The sequence below is a fragment of the Vibrio pomeroyi genome, from assembly GCA_041879425.1.
GTDB lineage: Bacteria > Pseudomonadota > Gammaproteobacteria > Enterobacterales > Vibrionaceae > Vibrio > Vibrio pomeroyi_A.
On sequence record CP090854.1, the window covers coordinates 124126 to 147747 of the forward strand.

The following is a 23622-nucleotide window of genomic DNA, read 5'->3' on the forward strand; positions in this document are numbered from 1 at the left end:
TGGCTTTAATTATTATTGAGTGATCGAAGGGTCAATAGTAGGGCGGTAATACTGCGAGCCTCACAGAAGTCGAGATGCGTTAATAGCTCTTCGGCTTGAGCAAGTGGCCAGCGCACAATGTCCAGTGGTTCAGGTTCATCACCTTCTAGCTTCTCTGGGTAGAGGTCTTCTGCGATAAACAGCGTCATTTTGCTAGAAAAGTAAGAGGGAGCGAGGATCACTTCCTTTAGTGGAGTGAGTTTGTTGGCACCAAAGCCAATCTCTTCTTTGAGTTCACGAACTGCGGCTTCACTCGGGTGTTCGCCTGGATCAATCAGTCCTTTCGGAAAGCCGAGCTCATAGCGTTCAGTACCCGCTGCGTATTCACGCACTAATAGAATATCGCCCTGTTCAGTAATCGGAACCATCATTACTGCGTTGCGCCCGCTGGGCTTCATGCGTTCGTAAGTGCGCTCTTCACCGTTTGAAAAGCGTAAGTCGAGAGACTCGATAGAGAATAGTTTTGATTGAGCGACAGTTTGCTGAGCCAAAATTTCTGGCTTGGTCCTTTTTGTCATTGCGCTCGCTCCTTAGCTCATTGGAATTCTTTCTTATAAAGTCATTCTAATATAGGGGAAATGACGTTGAGTTCCTAGATCCGAGTTTTCATATCCGAGAATTATTGAAGCAGGAACCGATTGCGATCACTTGAATACCTTACTCAAGATGGTAACGAGGCGAGAATATGAGTAAGGAGCATAAGGAATACAAGAGCATAGGAAGCCTGGATTAGAGTGTGTATGCTCAGCCCGAAAACAAAAAAGGTTGATGCTTGCGCATCAACCTTTCAAATAACGACTAACACTAAATCAGTGATTAGTAGTAAGAGTGCTCACCACGATCGTGCTCAGTTGCATCACGAACAGCAGTCAGTTCACCTTCGAATTGTTGAAGAAGTTCTTTCTCGATGCCTTCTTTTAGAGTCACATCAACCATAGAACAACCGTTACAACCACCGCCGAATGCTACGATAGCAGCACCGTCTTCAGTGATTTCTACCAAGCTAACATGACCGCCGTGACCAGCAAGTTGTGGGTTAACTTGTGTTTGAATTGCGTATTCAACACGTTCTAGAAGCGGCGCATCGTCTGATACTTTACGCATCTTAGCGTTAGGTGCTTTAAGTGTTAGTTGAGAGCCCATTTTGTCTGTAACGAAGTCGATTTCAGCTTCATCTAGGAACGGTAGGCTTAGCTCATCTACGTATGCAGAGAAAGCTTCGAACTTAAGCTCTGTGTCAGATGCTTCAATCGCATCTGTTGGGCAGTAAGAAACACCACACTCAGCGTTTTGTGTACCTGGGTTTACCACGAACACACGAATGTTTGTACCTTCAGGCTGCTGTGACAGCAGATTGGCAAAATGAGTTTGAGCTGTTTCTGTAATAGTAATATTTGACACGACGAATACCTGAGTAAATTTGTAGGCTATTAGCGCCATTCTACTCCTGTCAGATTTGTAATTCAGCCCTTTTTTGTTGGATTGCTGTACAAGTAGCGACTCACACCAGTTATCCAGAGGGCTCAGGAGTGCGGCAGATGCAGTAAATATCAATCCTTTTCACCCCTACTTCAAGTAGTAATTGGCATAATTGATACACAGTACTGCCTGTGGTTACAACATCATCAATTATCGCGATGTGCGAATAATCCGTCGCTGAGAAGTTTAAATTTTTCAGAACGAAAGCGCCTTTCAGATTACTTTTTCTTGCCGACTTAGTGAGCCCTTGTTGCGAAGTGGTTGAGCGGGTTCGTCTAAATAAAACGGCATTTTTGATGTTGAGCTCGTGAGCAGTGTAACGCGCCAATAACTGACTCTGATTAAAGCCACGATAAATGTACCTTTGCCAATGCAGTGGGACACTCGTGAGTAACGACGCGGGCTCTTCAATCCGTGACGCTAATAGTTTCGACAAGTCGCGAGCAAACCAGAACTTATCCGCGTACTTCATTTGTTGAATATAACCAGCGGTTGGAAAGGTGTAATCGCCGACACAATAGAGGCGATGCCAAGGTGGTGGCTTTGATAAACACTCACCACACTGCTCAACAGTGGTGACGGTTTTTAAGCCACATCGTTGGCAGCGAGGTACTGGCTCAAAGAGTTTGAGACAAGAATTGCACCATCGAGGATGTGTATCACTAGGACATTTATCTAGCTTACACAGGTGACATTGAGGTGTGACCAGACGTGGTGTGTGTTTTTGTAGCCAATCGGATAACATAGCTCGCGATGCTTTTGGGTTATGGTGTTTCTTTTGCTCACCATACTGAAAAGCGCGCATTATCGCTGATGGAAAAAGTAGGGAATATTGAGAATGAGTGACGCGTTGTATTGGCATGTTTCAGGGCAAGGTCCCGATTTGGTATTGGTCCATGGTTGGGGAATGAACGGTGCGGTATGGCAGCAAACCGTGAATGCGTTAGAGGCTGATTTCCGAGTACACGTTGTCGATTTACCAGGGTACGGACACAGTTCTCATTGTCATGCTCAAGATCTTGAAGAGATAGCTCAACAACTGTTGGCCGAAGCACCAAAGCAGGCGATTTGGGTCGGTTGGTCACTCGGTGGTTTGGTCGCGACACACATGGCGCTCCATCATTCAGATTACGTGAACAAACTGGTGACGGTTGCGAGTTCGCCTAAATTTGCTGCCGAAAAAGAGCCTGTATTATGGCGAGGTATTCAGCCCAACGTATTAACCGCATTCACCGAACAGCTGGTGGAAGATTTCCAAACCACCATCGAACGCTTTATGGCATTACAAGCCATGGGCAGCCCGTCAGCAAGACAAGATGTCAAACAGCTCAAGCAAGCGGTGCTGTCTCGTCCACTGCCTAATCCTGATTCGTTATTAGCTGGTTTAAAGATGCTGTCTGATGTTGACCTGCGTGAACAGCTACCTGAGATCTCAGTGCCTATGCTTCGCTTGTATGGTCGATTAGATGGGCTCGTGCCAATCAAGGTCGCCAAAGACTTGGGCAATACTCTGCCTCATACTGAGCAATACATTTTCACTCAGTCTTCACATGCCCCCTTTATGACTGAAGCGGATGCCTTTTGCAGTGAGTTGGTCAGCTTCGCACAAAAATAATTGCTAAATATATATCCAGCTTGGTCGATATATAACCTAACCAACGTGTTGCATGATACTCAGACCTAACTCTCTCCAGAGCTGATTGCGGTAAGTTGGGCTATACCTGTTGTGCGTTCTCGGTACAACAGTGTTATGGCAATAGTGATGGGCGATTCTTGAGGAGAGTTCGCGATGATTGTGTCACCTGCAACTGCAGTGAGTGTGCCACTAATCGCCCCGTCCGTTAATGTGCAAACAGAGCAAGTTGCGCGTGATAATAGAGTCCGAGAGCCTGTTGCTCCCGCAGTAGCATTGGCGAGAACCAATGCAGAGCGTAAGGTCAAATCAGACGATAAACGAAGGCAGCAGTCGGCTTGGGATCCTTCAGACCATCCAGGTTATGAAATGGAGAACGAGTCAGAGGCCAATTCGGTTAGCCAAGAAGAGCCACAAGACCCTTTTGACAGGCTGTTCAGCTTATTGGCACTGAAAACATACAGTGCTGATCAAGGCAAAGGCTATACCATGCGTTTCCGCCTGCCAAAGCATGTTTTAGATGCGGCGATTCAGGAAGGACAGATGGAGAAACGACGTAAGGTCATAAAGTATCATTATGGTCATGCTGTTGCGCCTCATGCTCCATCAGAGATGTTAGTCGTGCTATGAATCGCAGATTCATGATTCGACTAAACTTCGATGTCTTTTTTGAACACATAATAAAAAAACCTGCATACCCTAAGGGATGCAGGTTTTCTTTTTTTAAGCTAATCCGTTTTGCAGACGAGTTAACGGATTACTTTTTCGCTTTAGCAAAAGCAGCGGCAAATGCGCCACCCATTGCGGCATTTTGTTGTGGCTCTTCACGACGGCGTTGTCCACCTTGTGAATTTTGATGCGAGCGGTTTTGCGTGCGAGGTGCACTTGAACGTTGAGCTCGGTTGTCTTGTCCCGGTTCGTCCTTCGTACGCATGCTTAGTGCAATACGTTTACGCTGAACATCCACTTCCATCACTTTCACTTTCACGATGTCACCCGCTTTAACCACTTCACGTGGGTCAGAGACAAAGCGATCGGTGAGCGCTGAAATGTGCACTAGGCCATCTTGGTGAACACCAATATCAACGAAGGCACCAAAGTTAGCCACGTTCGATACCACACCTTCTAGAATCATGCCCGGTTCTAGATCTGAAACACTGTTTACGCCATCAGCAAAGGTTGCAGTCTTGAACTCAGGGCGAGGGTCGCGTCCCGGTTTATCTAACTCTTTGATGATGTCGGTGACCGTTGGAACACCAAAGCTTTCATTGGTGTAATCAACCGCGTGCAAACCACGTAAGAAGTCGGTGTTACCCACCAGAGATTTGATGTCTTTCTGGTTTTTCTCAGCGATGGTTTTCACCACAGGGTAAGCTTCTGGGTGAACCGATGATGCATCTAACGGGTTCTTACCATCCATAATACGCAGGAAACCAGCACACTGTTCAAAGGCTTTTGGCCCCAAGCGAGCGACTTTCTTCAGCGTAGTACGAGCTTCGAAGCGACCATTCTCATCACGGAAATCCACGATGTTCTGAGCGATGGTGCTAGAAAGGCCTGCTACGCGAGTCAGTAGCGCGGCAGACGCGGTATTCACATCAACACCTACGGCGTTTACACAGTCTTCGACAATCGCATCTAGGCGCTTGGCAAGCATGGTTTGGCTAACGTCATGTTGGTATTGGCCTACACCGATCGATTTAGGGTCAATCTTCACAAGCTCTGCCAATGGGTCCTGTAGACGACGAGCGATTGAAACCGCACCACGGATCGATACGTCCATGTTCGGGAATTCTTTCGCCGCTAACTCAGATGCTGAATAAACCGATGCACCTGCTTCGCTAACAATAATTTTTTGTGCTTTTAGATTGCCACGTTTAATCAGATCGGCCACAAAGCTGTCGGTTTCGCGTGAAGCCGTACCGTTACCAATCGCAATCAGGTCAACGTTGAACTGACGAACCATCTGCTCAACAATGTGTGCTGATTTGTCGTATTGCTTCTGTGGTGGGTGGGGGTAAATTGTTTCTGTAGCTAGAACCTTACCTGTTGAATCCACAACAGCGATTTTTGAACCGGTACGTAAGCCCGGATCCAAGCCTAAGGTGGCACGAGGGCCAGCAGGTGCAGCCATTAGCAGGTCTTTAAGGTTGGTCGCGAATACTTCAATCGCTTCGATCTCAGCACGCTCTTTCATTGAGCCCATCAATTCGGTTTCCATGTGCATCGAAACCTTGATGCGCCATGCCCAGCTGATCACTTGCTTACGCCATGCATCTGCTGGTGCGCTGCTTAGGGTAATGCCGTAGTGATCAGAGATGATGTTCTCACAGTAAGAACCTCGTACACCTTCTTCTTGTTCAGGGTCTGCGTTCATCGCCAGTGTTAGGAAGCCTTCATTGCGGCCACGTAGCATTGCAAGTGCACGGTGAGACGGTACTTTGCTCAGAGCTTCGTTGTGCTCGAAGTAGTCTTTGAACTTCTCACCTTCGTTCTCTTTGCCAGCGACAACACGAGCACCAAGCTCAGCATTACGGTTTAGGTGTTGGCGAATCTTTTCCAGCAGGTTAGCGTCTTCTGCAATGCGCTCCATAATGATCGCACGTGCGCCATCGAGTGCTGCTTTGGTATCGGCAATGCCTTTGTCGTTGCTAACAAAGTTGGCCGCTTCGGTTTCAGGATCGTGCTGTGGTTCAGCCCATAGCATATCGGCAAGTGGCTCTAGGCCTGCTTCAATTGCGATCTGACCTTTGGTGCGGCGCTTTGGTTTGTATGGCAGGTATAAATCTTCTAGGCGAGTCTTGCTGTCAGCCTGAGTGATATCACGCTCGAGTTCTGGCGTGAGTTTCCCTTGCTCTTGAATCGACTTAAGAATTGTTTGGCGACGATCATCAAGTTCGCGAAGGTAAGAAAGGCGACTATCAAGGTTACGTAGTTGGGTATCGTCTAAGCCACCCGTGACCTCTTTACGGTAGCGGGCAATAAAGGGAACGGTGTTACCGTCGTCAATTAGGTTTACTGCGGCGGTGACTTGCTCTGAACGAACATTCAGTTCTTCAGCAATCAGTCGACAGATAGCTTGGCTCATCCGATGAATCTCTTATTTAATATCGTGATAAATACATGGGGGTGAGCGTACGCTTTTTCTAGCTTTGGCTGTGTAATTATCCTGTCAGAAGTCGAATTTCCGTTTGTGATACCCACTTTGTGCGAGATCTCTTACAAGTGATGTGCGACTAAGTCACTTTAAACCGATGAAATCGTCTTGAAATCAACTTAAGTTGCTGATTTTATTATGTTGAGTGTTTGAGGGCATATTTCTCACCTGAAATGTTTTTTGGGACTATCTAGGAAACAGCGCCATTTCCCGTAATATTTAACTTGTCGACAGGGAGTTGGCAGGAACAGGAAAAAGCCTAATGGACTAGGTATCTTCAGGATGAAGATTTGATTACTTAGGATGAGTGGTCAGCAAGGAAGTGATAATCTCTGGATGAGATTCGCCAGTCAGGATGACAGGCTAGAATGGACACCGCTAGGATGGCGATGAACAAAAAGGAAATTGGTTAAAGGATTTAGCCACTATCAAGGAAAGATGCAGGGAGCACCTTATCTCGAAGAGATAAACAGTAGCCGGATTGCTGCGATAGAGACTTAACCCCGCTAGGCGAAAGCCTTGCGGGGTTTTCTTTTATCTGGCGTTTGTAATGTCAGGCGAGGCGTCTGTCACTACCTACCAATTTGATAGAAGTTAGCTTTCAGCGTAGCGAATCGAGTTAACGAACCACTCTTTTTCGCCTTCTGGGGTTCTTACCGTAAATTCGTCATCCACTTCTTTCTTAAGCAGCGCACGCGCCATCGGCGAATCAATAGACACGTAGTTTTTCACGCCACCATAGATCTCATCAGGGCCAACAATACGGAATGTCTTTGTGTCGCCGTCGTCGTTTTCGATCTCGACCCAAGCTCCGAAGAACACCTTGCCTTCTTGTTGTGGTGAGTAATCCACAACCTTTACTTGATCAAGACGTTTTCTTAGATAGCGAACGCGGCGGTCGATCTCTCGAAGGCGTTTTTTGTTGTACTGATAATCGGCATTTTCGCTGCGATCGCCAAGGCTTGCAGCCCAAGTCACTTTCTTGGTGACCTCTGGACGATCTTCACGCCACAAAAAGTTAAGCTCTTTTGTGAGTCTTTCATAACCCTCACGAGTGATTAGGTTTGTTTTCATAAATCTGACTTAATGAAATGATGTTCTAAGATAGAATATATAGAAAGGCAACATACGTTAACAATTCTTTAGGCGACTTTTTCTCCAAGAATGTTACATTTTTAATGTCTTATACCAATACACATTTACCAAGAATGCTTAACCTTAGGTTTGAGCTTTAATAGGTGGAACCATTACATGCAAGAAAACTACAAAATTTTAGTGGTCGATGACGATGCTCGTTTACGTGCTTTGTTAGAGCGCTATCTGTCAGAGCAAGGCTTTCAAGTGCGTAGCGTGGCAAACAGTGAGCAGATGGACCGCCTGTTAACCCGTGAAAACTTTCACTTGATGGTATTGGACTTAATGTTGCCGGGCGAAGATGGTCTTTCGATCTGTCGTCGTCTAAGAAACGCAAATAACTCGCTACCTATCCTGATGCTGACGGCAAAGGGTGACGAAGTGGATCGTATTGTGGGTTTGGAAGTGGGTGCCGATGATTATCTACCGAAACCATTCAACCCACGTGAACTGCTTGCTCGTATCAAAGCGGTACTGCGTCGCCAAGTTATTGAAGCGCCGGGCGCACCAAGTACAGAGGAGTCTGTGGTTGAGTTTGGTGAGTTCCGCCTGAACCTAGGTACGCGTGAAATGTTCCGCGGTGAAGAGCCAATGCCGCTTACTTCAGGCGAGTTTGCGGTACTTAAGTCGCTAGTGACTAACGCGCGTGAGCCAATGTCTCGCGATAAACTGATGAACATGGCTCGTGGCCGAGAGTACTCTGCGATGGAACGTTCTATCGATGTTCAGATTTCACGTCTGCGTCGTCTAGTGGAAGAAGATCCAAGCAAACCTCGCTACATCCAAACGGTGTGGGGCTTGGGTTACGTGTTCGTTCCAGATGGTAAGGCTGTGTAAGTCAGCTTAATAAGCTCTGCAGCAGCTTTATCGATTCTGTCATTCAGAATTCTCTATTTACGGGCCATCTCATTAATATGTGATGGCCCGTTTTCTATTCAGCACAATGGTTTAGAGTTATAGTTTCTATTATGTCTCTGTTTCTCCACCTTTCACTTTAGGTTTTCTATGCGCATACGTAGCTCCTTTACTCAGTCGATAGTGCTTTTCTTAACGCTATTGGTTGCTAGCCAAATCTTTTCTTACTACGCCGTGTTTAACTACGCTTTGATGCCGAGTTTGCAGCAGTTTAATAAGATCTTGGCACATGAGTTAAACCTGGTGTTGGACCAAGGCAGTGATATCGAAATTGATGCACCGCTGCGCCAGCGTGTACTTGAGCAGCTAGGGGTAACCGTTCATGCCAAGGACAGCGAAGCCGCGGGCGAGTATTACCATGCAGTAGCGATTGACCTGATGAGTGAGGAGATGACCAAAGAGCTCGGTTCTGAAACCGAAGTGCGCTTGATTCTCGGCAAAGAGAGTTATGTACTTTGGATGGATATCGATCAGTTGCCTAACTCTCTGATTCGTATTCCTTTATCTGAACTGCAAGAAGAAGATTTCGCGCCACTGTTTCGTAACAGCTTGATCATGGCGATGTTGATCGTCGCTGGTGGCTGGTTGTTTATCCGATTGCAAAACCGCCCGTTGATTGCGCTAGAGAAAGCCGCGCAAGGTGTCGGGCGCGGTGATATTCCACCTCCATTGCCAGTGCAAGGTGCACAAGAGATTCGCTCGGTGACTCGAGCCTTCAACCAGATGTCGAAAGGCATCCAAGAGCTGGAAGAAGATAGGGCTCTCTTGATGGCCGGTATCAGTCATGATTTACGTACCCCGTTGACGCGTATCCGCTTAGCGACGGAGATGATGTCGCCAGAAGATGGTTACTTAGCGGAAGGGATCATCAGTGATACTGAAGAGTGTAACGAGATCATCAGCCAGTTTATGGACTACCTAAAGCCAGTCGATCGTGAGTCGTTCCAAGCGGTATTCGTGGATGATATTGCGCGTGAGGTGTCGAGCTCAGAAGGCGGCTATGAGGTTCAGATAGAAACCGATATTCCGGAAACCATGAAACCTGCACTTGGTAACCCGATCGCGATGAAGCGTGCGGTGAGTAACTTGGTGGTGAACGCGCTGCGTTACGGTAATGGTTGGGTGAAGGTATCGACGGGCATGACAGCGGATAACAAATTGGCTTGGGTCACGGTAGAAGATAACGGCCCAGGCATCCCACAAGACCAGATCGGTAAGTTGTTTGAACCGTTTACTCGTGGTGATACAGCCCGTGGCAGTGAAGGGACAGGTTTAGGCTTGGCGATCGTGAAACGTATTGTCAGCCAACATCAAGGTGCGGTCGTAGTGAATAACCGCAGTGAAGGTGGCTTGAAAGCGCAGATCAGTTTCCCAGTAAAGCCTTAGGTTTTATTGAGTAGTTGGGGAGTTGAATATAGATCCCCGATTCGGTCATTCTTCCCTCTCTAGGATGACGGTGTGATAAGTATTCAGGTTCATTAAGCGCAAACGGTGTGCTTAACCTTGAAGCTCTTTCTTACTATGTAGAACTAACGCCAGAGAAAGAGGTTGAGTAAGACTGGTGGTAAAATCTGAGTCGGACGATACCTATCCGCAACCTTTCGTCATTCCATATTGTGAGGAACGAACGAGTAGGGAATCTCGCTCTTGCTTGTGAAAGTAACGCGCACTAAAAAGGCTTCCTTGTGGAAGCCTTTTTACATTTTAAGCTGGAATAGGCAGGCTAATTACGCCTTAGAATAGACATCACGTTCACCCAACCAGCGATTGATGATCGCCTTGGCATTGTCTGGGTAGCTATCGTGAATATGACGCGCGATACGCTGCACTTCAGGGATTAAGCGTTGGTCACGAACTAAGTCGGCAATCTTAAAATCAGCTAAGCCAGTCTGTTTAGTTCCAAGCAGTTCACCGGGGCCACGGATCTCTAAATCACGCTGTGCTATCACAAAGCCATCGTTACTTTCACGCAGCACCCCTAAGCGCTTCTGAGCGGTTTTAGACAGTGGAGAGTGATAGAGCAATACACAATGACTGGCGACTGAGCCACGACCAACACGGCCGCGTAATTGGTGCAGTTGTGCTAGGCCAAGACGTTCTGGGTTCTCGATGATCATTAAGCTCGAATTCGGAACATCCACACCGACTTCAATCACCGTAGTCGCAACCAATAGGTGAAGTTTGTTCTCTTTGAACTCCTGCATCACCGCTTGTTTCTCGGCAGGTTTCATTCGGCCATGTACTAAACCAATTTTTACATCTGGCAGTTTGCGTTGTAGCTCTTCTGCGGTGTCCGCAGCAGCTTGCGCTTCCAATACTTCTGACTCATCAATAAGAGTACACACCCAATAGGCTTGCTTACCCTCATTGAGACACGCATTACGCACGCGCTCAACAATGTCATCACGCTTGGTATCTGGAATTGCCACGGTTTGAATGGGCGTTCGGCCCGGCGGTAATTCATCAATGATTGAGGTTTCGAGATCGGCGTAGGCCGTCATTGCCAATGTTCGTGGAATTGGCGTTGCTGTCATCACCAACTGGTGAGGGTAGTAGCCCTGCTTAGCACCTTTCTCACGCAGTTCTAATCGCTGGTGGACACCAAATCGGTGCTGCTCATCAATGATGACTAAGCCAAGGTTTTTGAACTCGACATGCTCTTGGAAGAGAGCATGAGTACCGACAACCATTTGTGCTTCGCCACTGGCAATGCGCGCCAGTTCAGTCTCACGAGCTTTGCCTTTGAGTTTGCCTGCAAGCCAACCCACTTGAATGCCCATTGCTTCAAACCAGTTGGCAAAGTTGATTGCGTGCTGCTCTGCTAATAGTTCCGTTGGGGCCATCAAAGCGACTTGTTGACCATGTTCTAAGGCTCGAACCGCCGCCAATGCAGCAACCAAGGTTTTACCTGAACCTACATCCCCTTGTACTAAGCGCATCATAGGGTGTGGTTTTTCTAAGTCAGCTTCGATCTCTTTCGTCACTCGTGCTTGAGCATTGGTTGGAGAAAACGGCAGCTGAGCCAGCAATTTATCTTTCAGAGTATTTACTGGAGGAAAAGGCATCGCTTTGTCTTGCTGACCTTTGCTGCGAACCGACAGCATCGACAGGTTTTGAGCCAGTAACTCTTCCATAATCAAACGCAGCTGTGCAGGGTGTTTACCTTCATCAAACAGCTCTAGGTCGATGCCGGGAGGTGGTCTATGAATAGTATGCAGTGCTTGTGCTAGGGTGATTTGGTGGTCGTATAAGCCAGAGGGCAGCAGCTCGTTTACTGCTGCTTTGTCGATCAGATCTAACGCTTGGTCAGTCAGGTTGCGCAGCGTGACTTGTCTTAGTCCTTCAGTGGTTGGGTACACCGGTGTTAGGTTCGCTTCAACGTCTGGCTGCTGTCTTGGCGCAAAGAATTTGTAATCAGGATGGACGATCTCAAGCCCCATATTGCCGCGCTTGATCTCGCCATAGGCATGGACTTGTTTGCCTTCGGCAAAGTTGTTCTTCATACCTGCGGTAAAGTTGAAAAAGCGAAGAGTAATGGTGCCGTTACCATCGCTGATCTTTACCGCCAACATCTTACGTTTACCGAAAATGGTATCGACATGCATTACCTTGCCTTGTACCGCAGCCCAAAGGCCGGCATGTAGTTTTACGATTGGGTAGATGCGTGTTCGATCTTCGTAGCGTAAAGGGAGGTGAAACAGCAGGTCTTGTACGTTGTTAAGCCCAACCTTTTCCAGTTTCTCTGCGACTTTAGCGCCGACTCCAGATAAAGAGTTGAGAGGGATAGCAGATAAAAGCTGTGACATAACAAGGCTCATAAACGTAAGAGAGATAATCTATTCAAGCATTTTACTGGATTTTTGTACAGGCAGGAATGGAATGAAGCCAGGGAAATTCTAGGATTACAGACATAAAAAATCCCCTTAAGCGATAAAGCATTAAGGGGATTTAAATTCTTAGCAAATCTGCTAACAAATTCGAGCGTTAGTTCTTACGACGTCTTACTTTCAGCGCGTGTGGCATCACACGTAGCTTCTTCATAATACTCGCAAGGTGAACACGATCTTTAGTGGTCAGCAAGATTGTCACTGTGTACAAGCGTCCATCACGTTCTTCGGTAGAAATACCGTGAATGTTAGAGCCTGTTTTTGAGATAACGTTAGTTAACTCAGCCAGTGCACCTTGGTGGTTCTGCAGATCAACCTGAAGTTCAGCTGTGAACTCTTGGTCGTAATCGTCAGACCATTCAACCGCCATGTATTTGTCTGGTTCTTTTTGGTAACCACGAACGTTTGGACACGTTTCACGGTGAACCACAAGGCCACGACCTGGAGATACATGGGCAATGATGTGATCATCTGGAATCGGGTGACAACAGTTAGCGAACGTTAGTAGTAGACCTTCAGCACCACGGATCGGAAGCTTCTTCCTTGGCGTGTCGCTGTTGTTTTCCACTTCAGTCAGTTCGTCAGCATCACCAAGTAGGCGACGAGCAATAACGATACTCATCAGCTCACCAAGACCAATTGATGCCAGCAAATCTTCAACGTTATCTAGGCGTAAATCTGACAACACATGCTCAAGGTTCTCTTGGCCGATATCGGCAATAGAGTGTTCACCAAGTGCGTGATTCAGTAGACGACGACCTAGCGTAATAGACTCTTCACGGCGCATCGTTTTCAGAACCTGACGGATCTTAGTACGCGCACGAGATGTCACTACGTAGTTGAGCCATGCTGCATTCGGACGTGCGCCCGGAGCACTGATGATTTCAATGGTTTGACCGTTTTTCAGCGATTTGCTGAGTGGGTAAGGGTTCATGTCTACACGAGCACCTACACACATGTTGCCGACATCGGTATGCACCGCGTAAGCAAAATCGACCGCTGTTGCGCCTGCAGGAAGTTCGACAATGCGACCCTTCGGCGTGAACACGAAGATCTCATCTGGGAACAGATCAGACTTAACGTTTTCAATGAATTCGAATGAGTTACCTGCGCTTTGTTGTAGCTCAAGTAAGCTCTGCATCCAACGTTGTGCTTTAACCTGTGCGGTTGTGCCATTACTGCTGCGTGAGCCATTGCCTTTGTAAGACCAGTGCGCCGCGACACCTTTGTCTGCCATTTGATCCATATCTTCAGTACGGATCTGAACCTCAACTGGCACCCCGTGAGGGCCGATCATTGATGTATGCAGAGATTGGTAGCCGTTAGCTTTTGGTACCGCGATGTAATCTTTCATGCGGCCAGGACGAGGCTTGTACAGGCTGTGGGCCTGACCAAGTACGCGATAACAAGTATCTGGGGTATCAACCACTACGCGAAAAGCGTAGATGTCCATAATGGTGTGGAAGCGCTGCTCTTTGGTTTTCATCTTGTTGTAGATGGAGAACAGGTTCTTTTCACGACCAAGTACGCGAGCAGGTAAACCGACTTCTTCAAGGCGGCCTTCGATTTCGCTGTGGATACGTTGGATCATTTCCTTACGGTTACCACGCGCAGCTTTCACTACGTTTTTAAGTACGCGATAACGGTTAGGGTAGAGGGCTTCGAAGCCCAGCTCTTCTAGTTCGGTCTTGATGTTATGAATACCAAGACGGTGAGCTAGCGGAGAATAGATCTCTAGGGTTTCACGAGCAATACGACGCTTTTTGTCAGGACGAAGTGCCCCAAGCGTGCGCATGTTGTGAGTACGGTCAGCTAATTTGATCAAGATAACGCGGATGTCTTGCACCATGGCGAGAACCATCTTACGGAAGTTCTCTGCTTGCGCTTCTTTGCGATCACGAAATTTAAGCTTATCCAGCTTAGATACACCATCAACCAATTCAGCAACGGTATTGCCAAATTTTTCCTCTAGATCTTCTTTAGTGACATCACAGTCTTCAATCACGTCATGAAGTAGAGCAGCTTGCAGGGTTTCGATATCCAGACGCATTTCTGCCAGGATTCTTGAAACAGCTACAGGGTGGATAATGTATGGTTCACCGCTTGAGCGGGTTTGCCCTTCATGGGCGTCTCTCGCTACCACATAAGATTGACGCAGAGCCTCAATTTGAGGCTCTGTTAGGTATTCTTGGGCAACGTCTTTGAGGCTATCGAATAGATACAAATTAAAGGCCCGGAAGGTTAATTAGTTCGAATGACGTTCTTAACGAGTGTGAGCGATGCTGCTTACTGCTGCAAGTTCAGCCGCTTCTTGCTCTTGTTGCTCTTGACGTTCACGAGCATCTAGTACGTCTTTAGTGATAAGACCTTCTTCGATTTCGCGAAGAGCGATAACCGTTGGCTTATCGTTTTCTTCAGGCACTAGTGAATCTTTACCGCCAGTTTGCATTTGACGTGCGCGGCGAGCCGCAATAAGAACTAGGTCGAAACGGTTGCCAACTTTTTCAACAGCGTCTTGAACAGTTACGCGTGCCATGAGGACTCCAAATAGTAATTAACTAATAAATTTTTGATGACGAGAAAGTATACAAGTTTAACTAGAGACTTTCTAGATCACCGTATACTTATCTCAATGGAAAATCCAGTTATACCAATCACAGTAAATAAGTGCTCAGAGATAGCGCCGGAAAAAAGTTTGAGAACAAGGAAGAATTTTTCGATAAGTAGTGACCCTACAATCAAAAATTCTAACGACGTTATCAGGCTTTTTCACAAGCTAGAATGACCAGTTGTTTACTACGATTGGTATCAGAGATTATTCCGCCAGTAGTGCTGTAAGCATGCCGCTGTATTTAGCTGCTTGCTTATCTTCTTTCAAACGCTCCGCACGAATGATTGCTCTGAAGTCCATTAGGGCTGCATCAAAGTCATCATTCACGATCACATAATCATACTCACTGTAGTGAGAAATTTCAGACTTTGCTTCGCTCATGCGTTTCGCAATAACTTCGTCGCTGTCTTGACCACGAACGTTTAGACGACGCTCTAGCTCACCATTTGATGGTGGAAGAATGAATACACTCTTCGCTTGAGGCATCTGTTCACGGATCTGACGAGCACCTTGCCAGTCGATATCTAGGAATACATCGATACCGCGGTCTAGGTTTTCTTCAATCCAAACGCGTGAAGTACCGTAGTAGTTGCCGAATACTTCAGCGTACTCTAGGAACTCACCTTTATTGATCAGGTCTTCGAAGTGGTGTTTCTCTACGAAGTGGTAGTGAACACCATTTTCTTCACCAGGGCGCATACCGCGAGTGGTGTGTGAAACAGATACCTTCATTGCGTAGGTTGGATTGGTTTCTAGCATTGCTGAGATCAAGCTCGACTTACCTGCGCCACTAGGTGCAGATACGATGTAAAGAGTACCTTTGCCCATCTGTATATTTCCACTGTTGGTTGGATTGAGTGAAGGCGATAAACCTACACTATAAAAGATAGCACTGACCTTAATTACGTTCCGGTAATTGCGCGTATAGAGCGGCAACTGGTGAAAATTAGGTCAGAAAAATGGAGGCGAAGAGTAGCATATTTAGATGATTGAGAACAACTGGCTTGATCGTTATTTATTAGCGAATGATCTTCTCGATGATCTTTGTAGAAATGTAATGACTGGCCATCGGTACTTTTTTATGTGATCTGGACAAAATTTGTTGAAGTTTTAATCTCAATCCTTACAATCCGCGCAAACGATTAAATGCTGTATATATCTAGGGTCTGTTGACCTTTCGCGATGGAGTTTTGTTCGAGAAAAAATCCGTTTTAGGCGCGGCAAGGAGTTTGTAGCCTAGTATTCTAAGTAAAGACTCCTTAACAAAGCATAAAACGATTTTAGCCGAACCCTTCGGGCAGCGTTTGTTGGTGATTTCTACTGCGTTATCGACTTCTTATGTAGGCTAGCTACACTTCAAAGTCTCTGCCTTGTAGAAATCCCCAACAACTCGCTGCAAAAATCATCTCGAAGGGCCAACAGACCCTGCTAGACTAGATGTTTCTACTACCGAGCCTACCTTGGTGACTACAGTTTTTAGTGTAGAGACCTCTCTATTCTCACAGCATTTGAATCACCAAATTCTTAATTTATTGCAAAGGTTTTGTTGTGAGTACCGATTCCACCCTGAAAGCCCAGAACACCTCTGGCTCGCTTGATTCGATGTTTAAAATCACTGAAAGAAAAACCACGATTGGCACTGAGCTGTACGCGGGTTTCATTACTTTCTTGGCAATGAGCTACATTCTGGCGGTTAACCCAGCGATTTTGGGTGATATTCCAGGCATGGATAAAGGTGCCGTGTTTACTGCGACGGCTCTGTCTGCGGCAATCGCAACCCTAATCATGGGTATTTGGGGTAACTACCCAGTAATGCTTGCGCCAGGCATGAGCATGAACGGATTCTTCAAAGGTTTGTTGCTGAGTGGTTCGGTAGCCGTGCTTTGGAATGAAGCGCTATTTGGTATCTTCCTTTCGGGCATCCTTTACCTCGCGTTCTCGTTAACCAACATTCGTAAATCGATGATTGAGTCGATTCCGGAAGATTTGAAGTTGGCGATTACGGTTTCTCTCGGTTTGTTCATCGCTTTCTTGGGTCTTAAGAATGCAGGCATCATCGTTTCTAACCCATTCGTATTGGTTGGCTTAGGTGACATTTCCGATCCAAAAGTGATCATCGCTTATGTGAGTATCTTCATCGCACTTGGCTGTATGGTTCGTGACATTAAGTTGGCGACATTCATCTCGTTCGTTTCAGCTATCGTGTTGACCATTCTTGCTGACGTATTTATGGGTACATCAAACGCGCCAATCCCAGAACAGCTAATTGCGATGCCACCGAGCATGGCTGGCAGTTTCGGTGCTATCTTTGATTTCTCTGCTTTCACACCTGAGAAAATGTTCGACCTATTGTTCATTGTGCTTATCTTCCTGATTGTCGATTTCTTCGATGGCTTGAGCACGATTGTTGGTGTTGGCCGCGATGCGGGTATCATCGATAAAGATGGCAAGGTGCCAAACGCGAAGTCAGCTTTAGTGGCGGATGCGGGTGGTACGGTGATTGGTTCGATTCTTGGTACGACATCGATCACCGCTTTCTCTGAGTCGGGTATTGCCTCTTCTCAAGGTGCGAAGACGGGCTTAGCGGCAGTGATGGTTGCAGGTTTGTTCTTAATCTCGCTATTCCTATACCCAATCTTCTCTATCTTCTCGGCAGCTATGGTTGCGCCTGCGATGGTAGTAGTGGGCATCTACATGGTAGGTCGTCTTGGTCAGATCAACTGGGAAAAGAAAGAGTCACGCATTGCAGCCTTCTTCACTATCATGTTCACAGTATTAAGCTTCTCACCAGCAAACGGTATGGCGATGGGCTTCATCAGCTACGCATTCACTATGGTTGTCGCGGGCAAGCGCAAAGAAGTTCACCCACTAATCTACGGACTGTGTGTGGTGTTCTTAACTTATCTGATTCTGCTATAAGGCAGCTCGGTAGGTAGCGTTCGTTAAGAACAGGCGTTAAGTAAAAGACCAATAAATGGCTCTACAGCGAATGTAGGGCCATTTTTGTATTTGCCGTTTCTAGACGTGTAACTGGTGGCGTTATCCTAAAGTCGATGCTTTGAGAGTACGCGACTTATATTGATGCATGCTATTGTAGAGACTGGATTAATTATTTTTTGAAGAGTGACTATGCCTTCTCACTTACCTAAATCTTTTAGTAAGCCGTTTTTAAAAGTATTCCATATTATGGAAGCGGTGCTGCTGGTGGCGATCACACTGGCGACACTGTTCGCGATGGTCGAAGAGTTCATGCATGTCTTTGCTGAACGCCGAGTGCAACTGACCGATATTCTGCTGATGTTTATCTATCTTGAAGTGTTGGCCATGGTTCAGCAGTTTGTAGTTAATGGTAAGATCCCGGTTAGGTATCCTATCTACATCGCGATGATGGCAATTGCTCGTTACATCACATTAGGCATGAAAGAACTCGATGCAGTATTGATAGTTTGGTTATCTTTAGCGGCATTTATTTTGGCCGCAGCAACACTATTAATTCGTGTTGGACACCATTACTGGCCGTATGTGGATCTACGAACCAAGCAGCCAGATGAGTAAAACTTTGAAGATTAAGACTTTATAAATGAAGCCCAGCGATAGCGCTGGGTTTTTAATAAGGGGAGCTTGAGCGAAAAAACGTCGTTTTCTTTAAATAACGCTTTACAACCTAGCTAGGATCACCAAGAATGTCCTCGCTCTGTTTTCAGGGTTATTAAATGAAACATCCAGTTGTAAAGTAAAACCCTTAGTATTGCTTCATTGTTATTCTCAGTGTTTCCCTTAGCTTCATAGATACATTAAATAATTCAAGCTTTCAGCGCATCGCACTTCTTGGCGATTAATTTTTTATTTTTATATAAGGGACACATCATGTCTAACAAAGTAAACGGCGTAGTAAAATGGTTTAACGAAGAGAAAGGTTTCGGTTTCCTAACTCAAGACAACGGCGGCGCTGACGTATTCGTACACTTCCGTGCTATCGCTTCTGAAGGTTTCAAAACTCTTAAAGAAGGCCAACAAGTGTCTTTCGAAGTAGAGCAAGGCCAAAAAGGTCTTCAAGCTGCAAACGTTGTAGCTCTATAAGATTTTAAGTCGACGCAGGTTGCAACAGCAATTTGCGTCACTTTCTCTCAAGCCTATACCCCTCATTTCCACCGTAACACCCTCTTCGAAAAACGCTTAAATCCCCTTTGTTACACCCGCTCGGTTCTATCTATAGCTGTATCTATCCTTTGCTCTAAACAATCTCCTGCGTAATTGCTTGCTCACTGACTTACCGCGATTGTCATTGTTGTATCCATAAAAAAAGCCCCTAAAACTAGGAGCTCATTTTTAGTGAATCAAGACTGCTATTAACAGACTGTTATTCAATGTTTTGGATCTGCTCACGCATCTGTTCGATAAGAACTTTCAGCTCTACACCAGAAGCTGTGATGTCTGTGCTGATAGACTTAGATGCTAGCGTGTTTGATTCACGGTTGAACTCTTGCATCATAAAGTCTAGCTTACGGCCACATGCGCCGCCTTTCTTCAATACTGCATTGGCTTCTTTCACGTGAGAATCTAGACGGTCTAGCTCTTCGGCTACGTCTGACTTCTGAGCCAGTAGGATAAGCTCTTGCTCAACGCGAGAACCTTCAAGCTCAATCTTCGCTTCTTCAAATTTGTTAAGTAGACGCTCACGTTGCCATTCTAGGATCTCAGGCATGCGTGCACGAACTTTCACTACTTCTTCAGTGATCGCATCTAGGCGCTGTACGATTAGCGCCTTCATGTTTTCACCTTCACGAGCACGAGCGTCAATGAACTCTGCAATCGCATCGTTGAATGCGTCTAGCAGGTCTTTGTTGATGGCATCCATGTCTTGCTCTGGAGTTTCCATTACACCAGGCCAGTTCATCACTTGGAATGGGTTCAGACGGCTCTCTTCGCCAGTCATGGTCATTACTTGGTTAGCAGCGTTAATTACTTGCTGTGCTAAACCTTCGTTAATGCTTAGCTCGCCTTTAGCAGCTGGGTTTGCTTCGAAGCGTAGGTTACATTCAACTTTGCCGCGAGCTAGGCGCTTACGGAAACGCTCACGTAGGATTGGCTCTAAACCACGGAACTGTTCAGGCATACGGAAGTAAGTTTCTAGGTAGCGTTGGTTTACACTACGGATTTCCCATACTGCTGTACCCCAATCGCCTTTTACTTCTTTGCGTGCGTACGCGGTCATACTATAAATCATCGAATTTTCCTGTCTTTTATCATTCTGAAAATAACGCGCACGCATAGTATCACGATACGAGTTACACCCGAAGTCGATTGATTTTCACTATAAATAGCCTTTCATGATAAATAGCTTTGAACGGCAAATAGATTTGAAAGATAAACTGCTATATAATCTTGCCCCAATCAAAACTGTCTCACCCCTTTCTTAGGTGATGCACTCTTTCGATAGTAAATCACTTCAGACTGTTAATAAGGTAGATACCAATGCGTCCAAATGACCGCGCTGTAGATCAAATTCGTCCAATTAAAATTACTCGAAACTACACAGCTTATGCTGAGGGTTCTGTATTAGTTGAGTTCGGCAACACTAAAGTTCTATGTAATGCGACGGTAGAAGAAAACGTACCGCGTTGGTTGAAAGGTCAAGGTAAGGGTTGGGTTACAGCTGAATACGGCATGCTGCCACGTGCAACGCACACTCGTAACCGCCGTGAAGCGGCGAGCGGTAAGCAAGGTGGTCGTACGATGGAAATCCAACGTCTGATCGCGCGCAGCCTACGTGCTGTTGTTGACCTGAAAGTAATGGGTGAAATCATGATCACTGTCGATTGTGATGTTATCCAAGCAGATGGCGGTACACGTACTGCTTCTATCTCAGGTGCAAGCGTAGCAATGGCTGATGCTATCAACAGCCTACTAGCAAGCGGCAAACTGAAAAAGAACCCAATGAAAGGCCACGTAGCGGCTGTTTCAGTGGGCATCGTTGGTGCACAAGCACTGTGTGACCTTGAGTACGTTGAAGACTCAGCAGCCGATACCGACATGAACGTTGTAATGACGGAAGACGGTAAGATGATTGAGATTCAAGGCACCGCAGAAGGCGAACCGTTCAGCCACGAAGAGCTGATGCAGCTTTTAGCCCTGGCAAATAAGGGCATTGCCGATATTGTTGAAGCGCAGAAAGCTGCGTTGGCCGACTAATTCTTTTTAATAGCTCCCATTTGGGGGCTATTTTTTTGTCTGTAAAACTCGAAGAGTAATACAGAGAGTAAGTTAAGTTTTATTGAGTAAACATAGAGGATGAGCATGAAAGCATATCAACGTGAATTTATTGAATTTGCACTAGAGAAAGAAGTACTTAAGTTTGGTGAGTTTACTTTAAAGTCTGGCCGTAAGAGCCCTTACTTCTTCAATGCTGGATTGTTTAATACAGGTCGTGACCTAGCACGTTTAGGTCGCTTCTACGCAGCGGCATTGGCTAATTCAGGTATTGAGTTCGATGTACTATTTGGTCCTGCATACAAAGGTATCCCAATCGCGACGACAACAGCGGTTGCACTGGCAGATCATTACGATGTAGATACGCCTTACTGCTTTAACCGTAAAGAAGCGAAAGACCACGGTGAAGGTGGCAACCTAGTGGGTAGTGCATTGGAAGGACGTATCATGCTGGTGGACGATGTGATCACTGCAGGCACTGCGATTCGTGAGTCGATGGAAATCATCCAAGCGAACGGCGCGGATCTAGCGGGTGTTCTTGTTGCTATCGACCGTCAAGAGAAAGGCAAAGGTGAGCTGTCTGCAATTCAAGAAGTTGAACGCGATTTCGGTTGTGCAATTATCTCAATCGTTAGCCTGACTGACCTTGTGACTTTCCTTGAAGAGAAAGGCACTGATGCAGCACATCTAGACGCAGTAAAAGCGTACCGCGCTCAATACGGAATCTAATTCCTGAAGCGTCTAACCTAACGGTTTAGTGTTCTAAGTTTAGAATCGAAAAATCAAAAAGGCCCGAGAGAGATAACTCTTTCGGGCCTTTTACTGTTCTATCGAAGTGAGCTGCTTTCTTATCTAAAGGTAGGCGCTCTATTTATAACGAATGCCGCGTTCAACTTCTGGATCTTCCATAGTTTTGAAGCGCTTGTGTAGCCACATCCATTGCTCAGGTGCTCTTAAGATGATCTTCTCAAGATAGCTATTCATGTAAGCCGCCGCCGCTTTCTCATCTTTTTGCGGATAGTTATCTTCGATCGACTCATCGGCCATGATTTCATACTTGCCATCGGCATTTCTAAAACCTGAACCCGGAACAAGTGCACATCGGCTAGTGTACGCAAGAATGCTGGTGCCTGTTGTCGTACAAGCATCTTCTACCGCGAAGAAAGGCACAAACACTGATTTGTTACGACCGTAGTCATGATCCGGCAGATAGAAAAGGATCTCCCCCTGACGCAGAATTCGAATCATACGTTTCACGTCTTTTCGGTGAATCAGACGGTTGCCGTTTTGAGTACGACCACGGTATTGAATAAATTCATAAGCCGGATTGTTGTGCGGGCGATAAACACCTAAACCTGAAATACCAAGAACAGCCATTGCTCGTGCCGTGATCTCTAGGTTCAAGGCATGTACACAGCACAGAAGAACACCTTTGCCGTTGGCTTTGTGCGTACGCAGCATTTGAGTGTCTTTGTCCACTAGGATGCGCTTGAAGCGCCACGTAGGCCAAAACCAAGTAATCCCAGTTTCGATCAGTGCCATACCAGTGTTCTTAAAGTTCTCATTCACCATAGCCGAGACTTCATCTGCTGGTTTATCTGGGAAGGCAAGCCCTAGGTTACGTGTTGCGACTGCCACGCGCTTTTTACCATAACGAGCACCAAGAGAGCCTAACGAGCGACCTAACAGCAGTAAGAGGCGGTAAGGTAGAACGTTAACGATAAGCGCCAATAACCCGAAGCCGAACCAAACACCCCAATATTTAGGGTGGAGTAGTGCCAGAGTAAAAGGCGGTTTAGTAATAACGTGTTGTGCAGTGCTGCTTGTCGGAGAAGTTTTCGTCGTCATAACCATCACTTAAGATTTGATTGCTACTTAATTTGATTGCTACTTAATCTGAGCGCTGAGTAGAGCCCAATAAGCATCAAAGTTTTCTGTCGGTTGATATTTGAAGTCTGAGCGAACAAAGCGATTCAAGCTGCCTTCAACCTGACCTAGCAGTTGAGCGGCTAAGATTTTCTCATCAACCGGGAATGATTTCCCTTCACGAAGCTTTCTTTCACGCAGGATCTGGCGAAGTTGCGTCTCAATGCGTTCGAAAAGTTGATTGATGCGGTCGCGTAGGCGTTCATTTTCAAACATTAGAGCATGACCAGACAAAATTCGAGTCAGGCCTGGGTTACGTTCTGAGAAAACTAAGATCAGTTGTAGCACTAAGCGTATGCGCTCTAGTGTGTCTTTCTCTTCATCCAGAATACGGTTGATTCGAGACATCAACGCTTCTTCAATGAACTCGATCAGGCCTTCAAACATGCGAGCTTTGCTTGGGAAGTGGCGGTATAACGCAGCTTCAGAAACACCTACTTGCTTGGCCAACTTTACCGTTGTGATACGAGAAGCACCTTCGGTCGATTCCAACATTTGAGCGAGAGCTTGCAGGATTTCTTCACGACGGTTTGATTTTCGAGTACCAGCCATCTATTTACTTCCTTTCCTAAAGATGAGGATTGAGTGAAGAAGGATTATAAACACCATTCAATTCTGTTTCCTAGTTTTG

General features: G+C 46.2%; 21 protein-coding genes. 9 read left to right on the forward strand and 12 right to left on the reverse strand.

Annotated features, from left to right (window positions below):
* Positions 1-5: 5 nt before the first annotated feature.
* From nudE to L0992_00560, 3 genes are all read right to left on the reverse strand, one after another.
* Positions 6-557: an ADP compounds hydrolase NudE gene (gene nudE / locus L0992_00550; GenBank protein XGB67258.1), complete on the reverse strand. Its 552-nt coding sequence runs from the start codon at positions 555-557 to the stop codon at positions 6-8.
* 298 nt (positions 558-855) lie between these two features.
* Entirely contained in the window at positions 856-1440 is a 585-nt protein-coding gene (gene nfuA, locus L0992_00555) for a Fe-S biogenesis protein NfuA (GenBank protein XGB67259.1), read from the reverse strand.
* A gap of 109 nt (positions 1441-1549) precedes the next feature.
* Complete coding sequence (locus L0992_00560) at positions 1550-2263, reverse strand: ComF family protein (protein ID XGB68658.1); 714 nt, start codon at positions 2261-2263, stop codon at positions 1550-1552.
* Positions 2264-2356: 93 nt separating this feature from the next.
* Between L0992_00560 and bioH the strand changes: the two genes are divergently transcribed.
* Both bioH and L0992_00570 read left to right on the forward strand, forming a co-directional pair.
* Entirely contained in the window at positions 2357-3133 is a 777-nt protein-coding gene (gene bioH / locus L0992_00565; protein XGB67260.1) for a pimeloyl-ACP methyl ester esterase BioH, read from the forward strand.
* Between the two features lie 174 nt (positions 3134-3307).
* The gene (locus L0992_00570) at positions 3308-3781 is read left to right on the forward strand and encodes an ATP-dependent Lon protease (GenBank protein XGB67261.1); all 474 of its coding nucleotides are present in this window, start codon (positions 3308-3310) and stop codon (positions 3779-3781) included.
* Between the two features lie 127 nt (positions 3782-3908).
* On the opposite strand, the gene L0992_00575 is transcribed toward L0992_00570, so the two are convergent.
* Both L0992_00575 and greB read right to left on the reverse strand, forming a co-directional pair.
* Positions 3909-6239, reverse strand: a complete 2331-nt coding sequence (locus L0992_00575) for an RNA-binding transcriptional accessory protein (GenBank protein ID XGB67262.1) — start codon at positions 6237-6239, stop codon at positions 3909-3911.
* A 663-nt stretch (positions 6240-6902) separates the two neighbouring features.
* Positions 6903-7382 (reverse strand): transcription elongation factor GreB, encoded by a 480-nt coding sequence (gene greB, locus L0992_00580; GenBank protein ID XGB67263.1) that lies wholly within the window; start codon positions 7380-7382, stop codon positions 6903-6905.
* A 177-nt stretch (positions 7383-7559) separates the two neighbouring features.
* On the opposite strand from greB, the gene ompR reads away from it, so the two are divergent.
* Together ompR and envZ are read left to right on the forward strand one after the other, a co-directional pair.
* Positions 7560-8279 (forward strand): two-component system response regulator OmpR, encoded by a 720-nt coding sequence (ompR, locus tag L0992_00585; GenBank protein ID XGB67264.1) that lies wholly within the window; start codon positions 7560-7562, stop codon positions 8277-8279.
* A 168-nt stretch (positions 8280-8447) separates the two neighbouring features.
* Complete coding sequence (gene envZ / locus L0992_00590; GenBank protein ID XGB67265.1) at positions 8448-9743, forward strand: two-component system sensor histidine kinase EnvZ; 1296 nt, start codon at positions 8448-8450, stop codon at positions 9741-9743.
* 341 nt (positions 9744-10084) lie between these two features.
* On the opposite strand, the gene recG is transcribed toward envZ, so the two are convergent.
* From recG to gmk, 4 genes are all read right to left on the reverse strand, one after another.
* Positions 10085-12163, reverse strand: a complete 2079-nt coding sequence (gene recG / locus L0992_00595; protein ID XGB67266.1) for an ATP-dependent DNA helicase RecG — start codon at positions 12161-12163, stop codon at positions 10085-10087.
* Between the two features lie 178 nt (positions 12164-12341).
* Positions 12342-14468, reverse strand: coding sequence for a bifunctional GTP diphosphokinase/guanosine-3',5'-bis pyrophosphate 3'-pyrophosphohydrolase (spoT, locus tag L0992_00600; GenBank protein XGB67267.1), 2127 nt, complete (start codon positions 14466-14468; stop codon positions 12342-12344).
* A 39-nt stretch (positions 14469-14507) separates the two neighbouring features.
* On the reverse strand, positions 14508-14780 hold the full coding sequence (gene rpoZ / locus L0992_00605) for a DNA-directed RNA polymerase subunit omega (protein ID XGB67268.1): 273 nt from the start codon (positions 14778-14780) through the stop codon (positions 14508-14510).
* Between the two features lie 279 nt (positions 14781-15059).
* Positions 15060-15683 carry a guanylate kinase gene (gmk, locus tag L0992_00610; GenBank protein ID XGB67269.1) on the reverse strand — a complete coding sequence of 208 codons (624 nt, stop codon included), beginning with the start codon at positions 15681-15683 and terminating at the stop codon, positions 15060-15062.
* Positions 15684-16403: 720 nt separating this feature from the next.
* On the opposite strand from gmk, the gene L0992_00615 reads away from it, so the two are divergent.
* The 3 genes from L0992_00615 to L0992_00625 all read left to right on the forward strand — a co-directional run bounded on the left by L0992_00615 (position 16404) and on the right by L0992_00625 (position 18935).
* The gene (locus tag L0992_00615; GenBank protein XGB67270.1) at positions 16404-17774 is read left to right on the forward strand and encodes an NCS2 family permease; all 1371 of its coding nucleotides are present in this window, start codon (positions 16404-16406) and stop codon (positions 17772-17774) included.
* 210 nt (positions 17775-17984) lie between these two features.
* Entirely contained in the window at positions 17985-18410 is a 426-nt protein-coding gene (locus L0992_00620) for a phosphate-starvation-inducible PsiE family protein (protein XGB67271.1), read from the forward strand.
* A gap of 312 nt (positions 18411-18722) precedes the next feature.
* A complete protein-coding gene (locus tag L0992_00625) occupies positions 18723-18935 on the forward strand; it encodes a cold-shock protein (GenBank protein XGB67272.1) in 213 nt (70 codons plus the stop codon).
* A gap of 280 nt (positions 18936-19215) precedes the next feature.
* Here the strand turns inward: L0992_00625 and L0992_00630 are convergent, their stop codons facing one another.
* Positions 19216-20082 carry a YicC family protein gene (locus L0992_00630; GenBank protein ID XGB67273.1) on the reverse strand — a complete coding sequence of 289 codons (867 nt, stop codon included), beginning with the start codon at positions 20080-20082 and terminating at the stop codon, positions 19216-19218.
* A gap of 248 nt (positions 20083-20330) precedes the next feature.
* Here L0992_00630 and rph point away from each other — a divergent pair, with 248 nt between their 5' ends.
* On the forward strand, positions 20331-21047 hold the full coding sequence (gene rph / locus L0992_00635) for a ribonuclease PH (protein XGB67274.1): 717 nt from the start codon (positions 20331-20333) through the stop codon (positions 21045-21047).
* A gap of 105 nt (positions 21048-21152) precedes the next feature.
* A complete protein-coding gene (pyrE, locus tag L0992_00640) occupies positions 21153-21794 on the forward strand; it encodes an orotate phosphoribosyltransferase (protein ID XGB67275.1) in 642 nt (213 codons plus the stop codon).
* Positions 21795-21932: 138 nt separating this feature from the next.
* On the opposite strand, the gene lpxL is transcribed toward pyrE, so the two are convergent.
* Both lpxL and slmA read right to left on the reverse strand, forming a co-directional pair.
* Positions 21933-22913 carry an LpxL/LpxP family Kdo(2)-lipid IV(A) lauroyl/palmitoleoyl acyltransferase gene (gene lpxL / locus L0992_00645; GenBank protein ID XGB67276.1) on the reverse strand — a complete coding sequence of 327 codons (981 nt, stop codon included), beginning with the start codon at positions 22911-22913 and terminating at the stop codon, positions 21933-21935.
* A 39-nt stretch (positions 22914-22952) separates the two neighbouring features.
* Entirely contained in the window at positions 22953-23543 is a 591-nt protein-coding gene (slmA, locus tag L0992_00650; protein XGB67277.1) for a nucleoid occlusion factor SlmA, read from the reverse strand.
* Positions 23544-23622 lie beyond the last annotated feature (79 nt).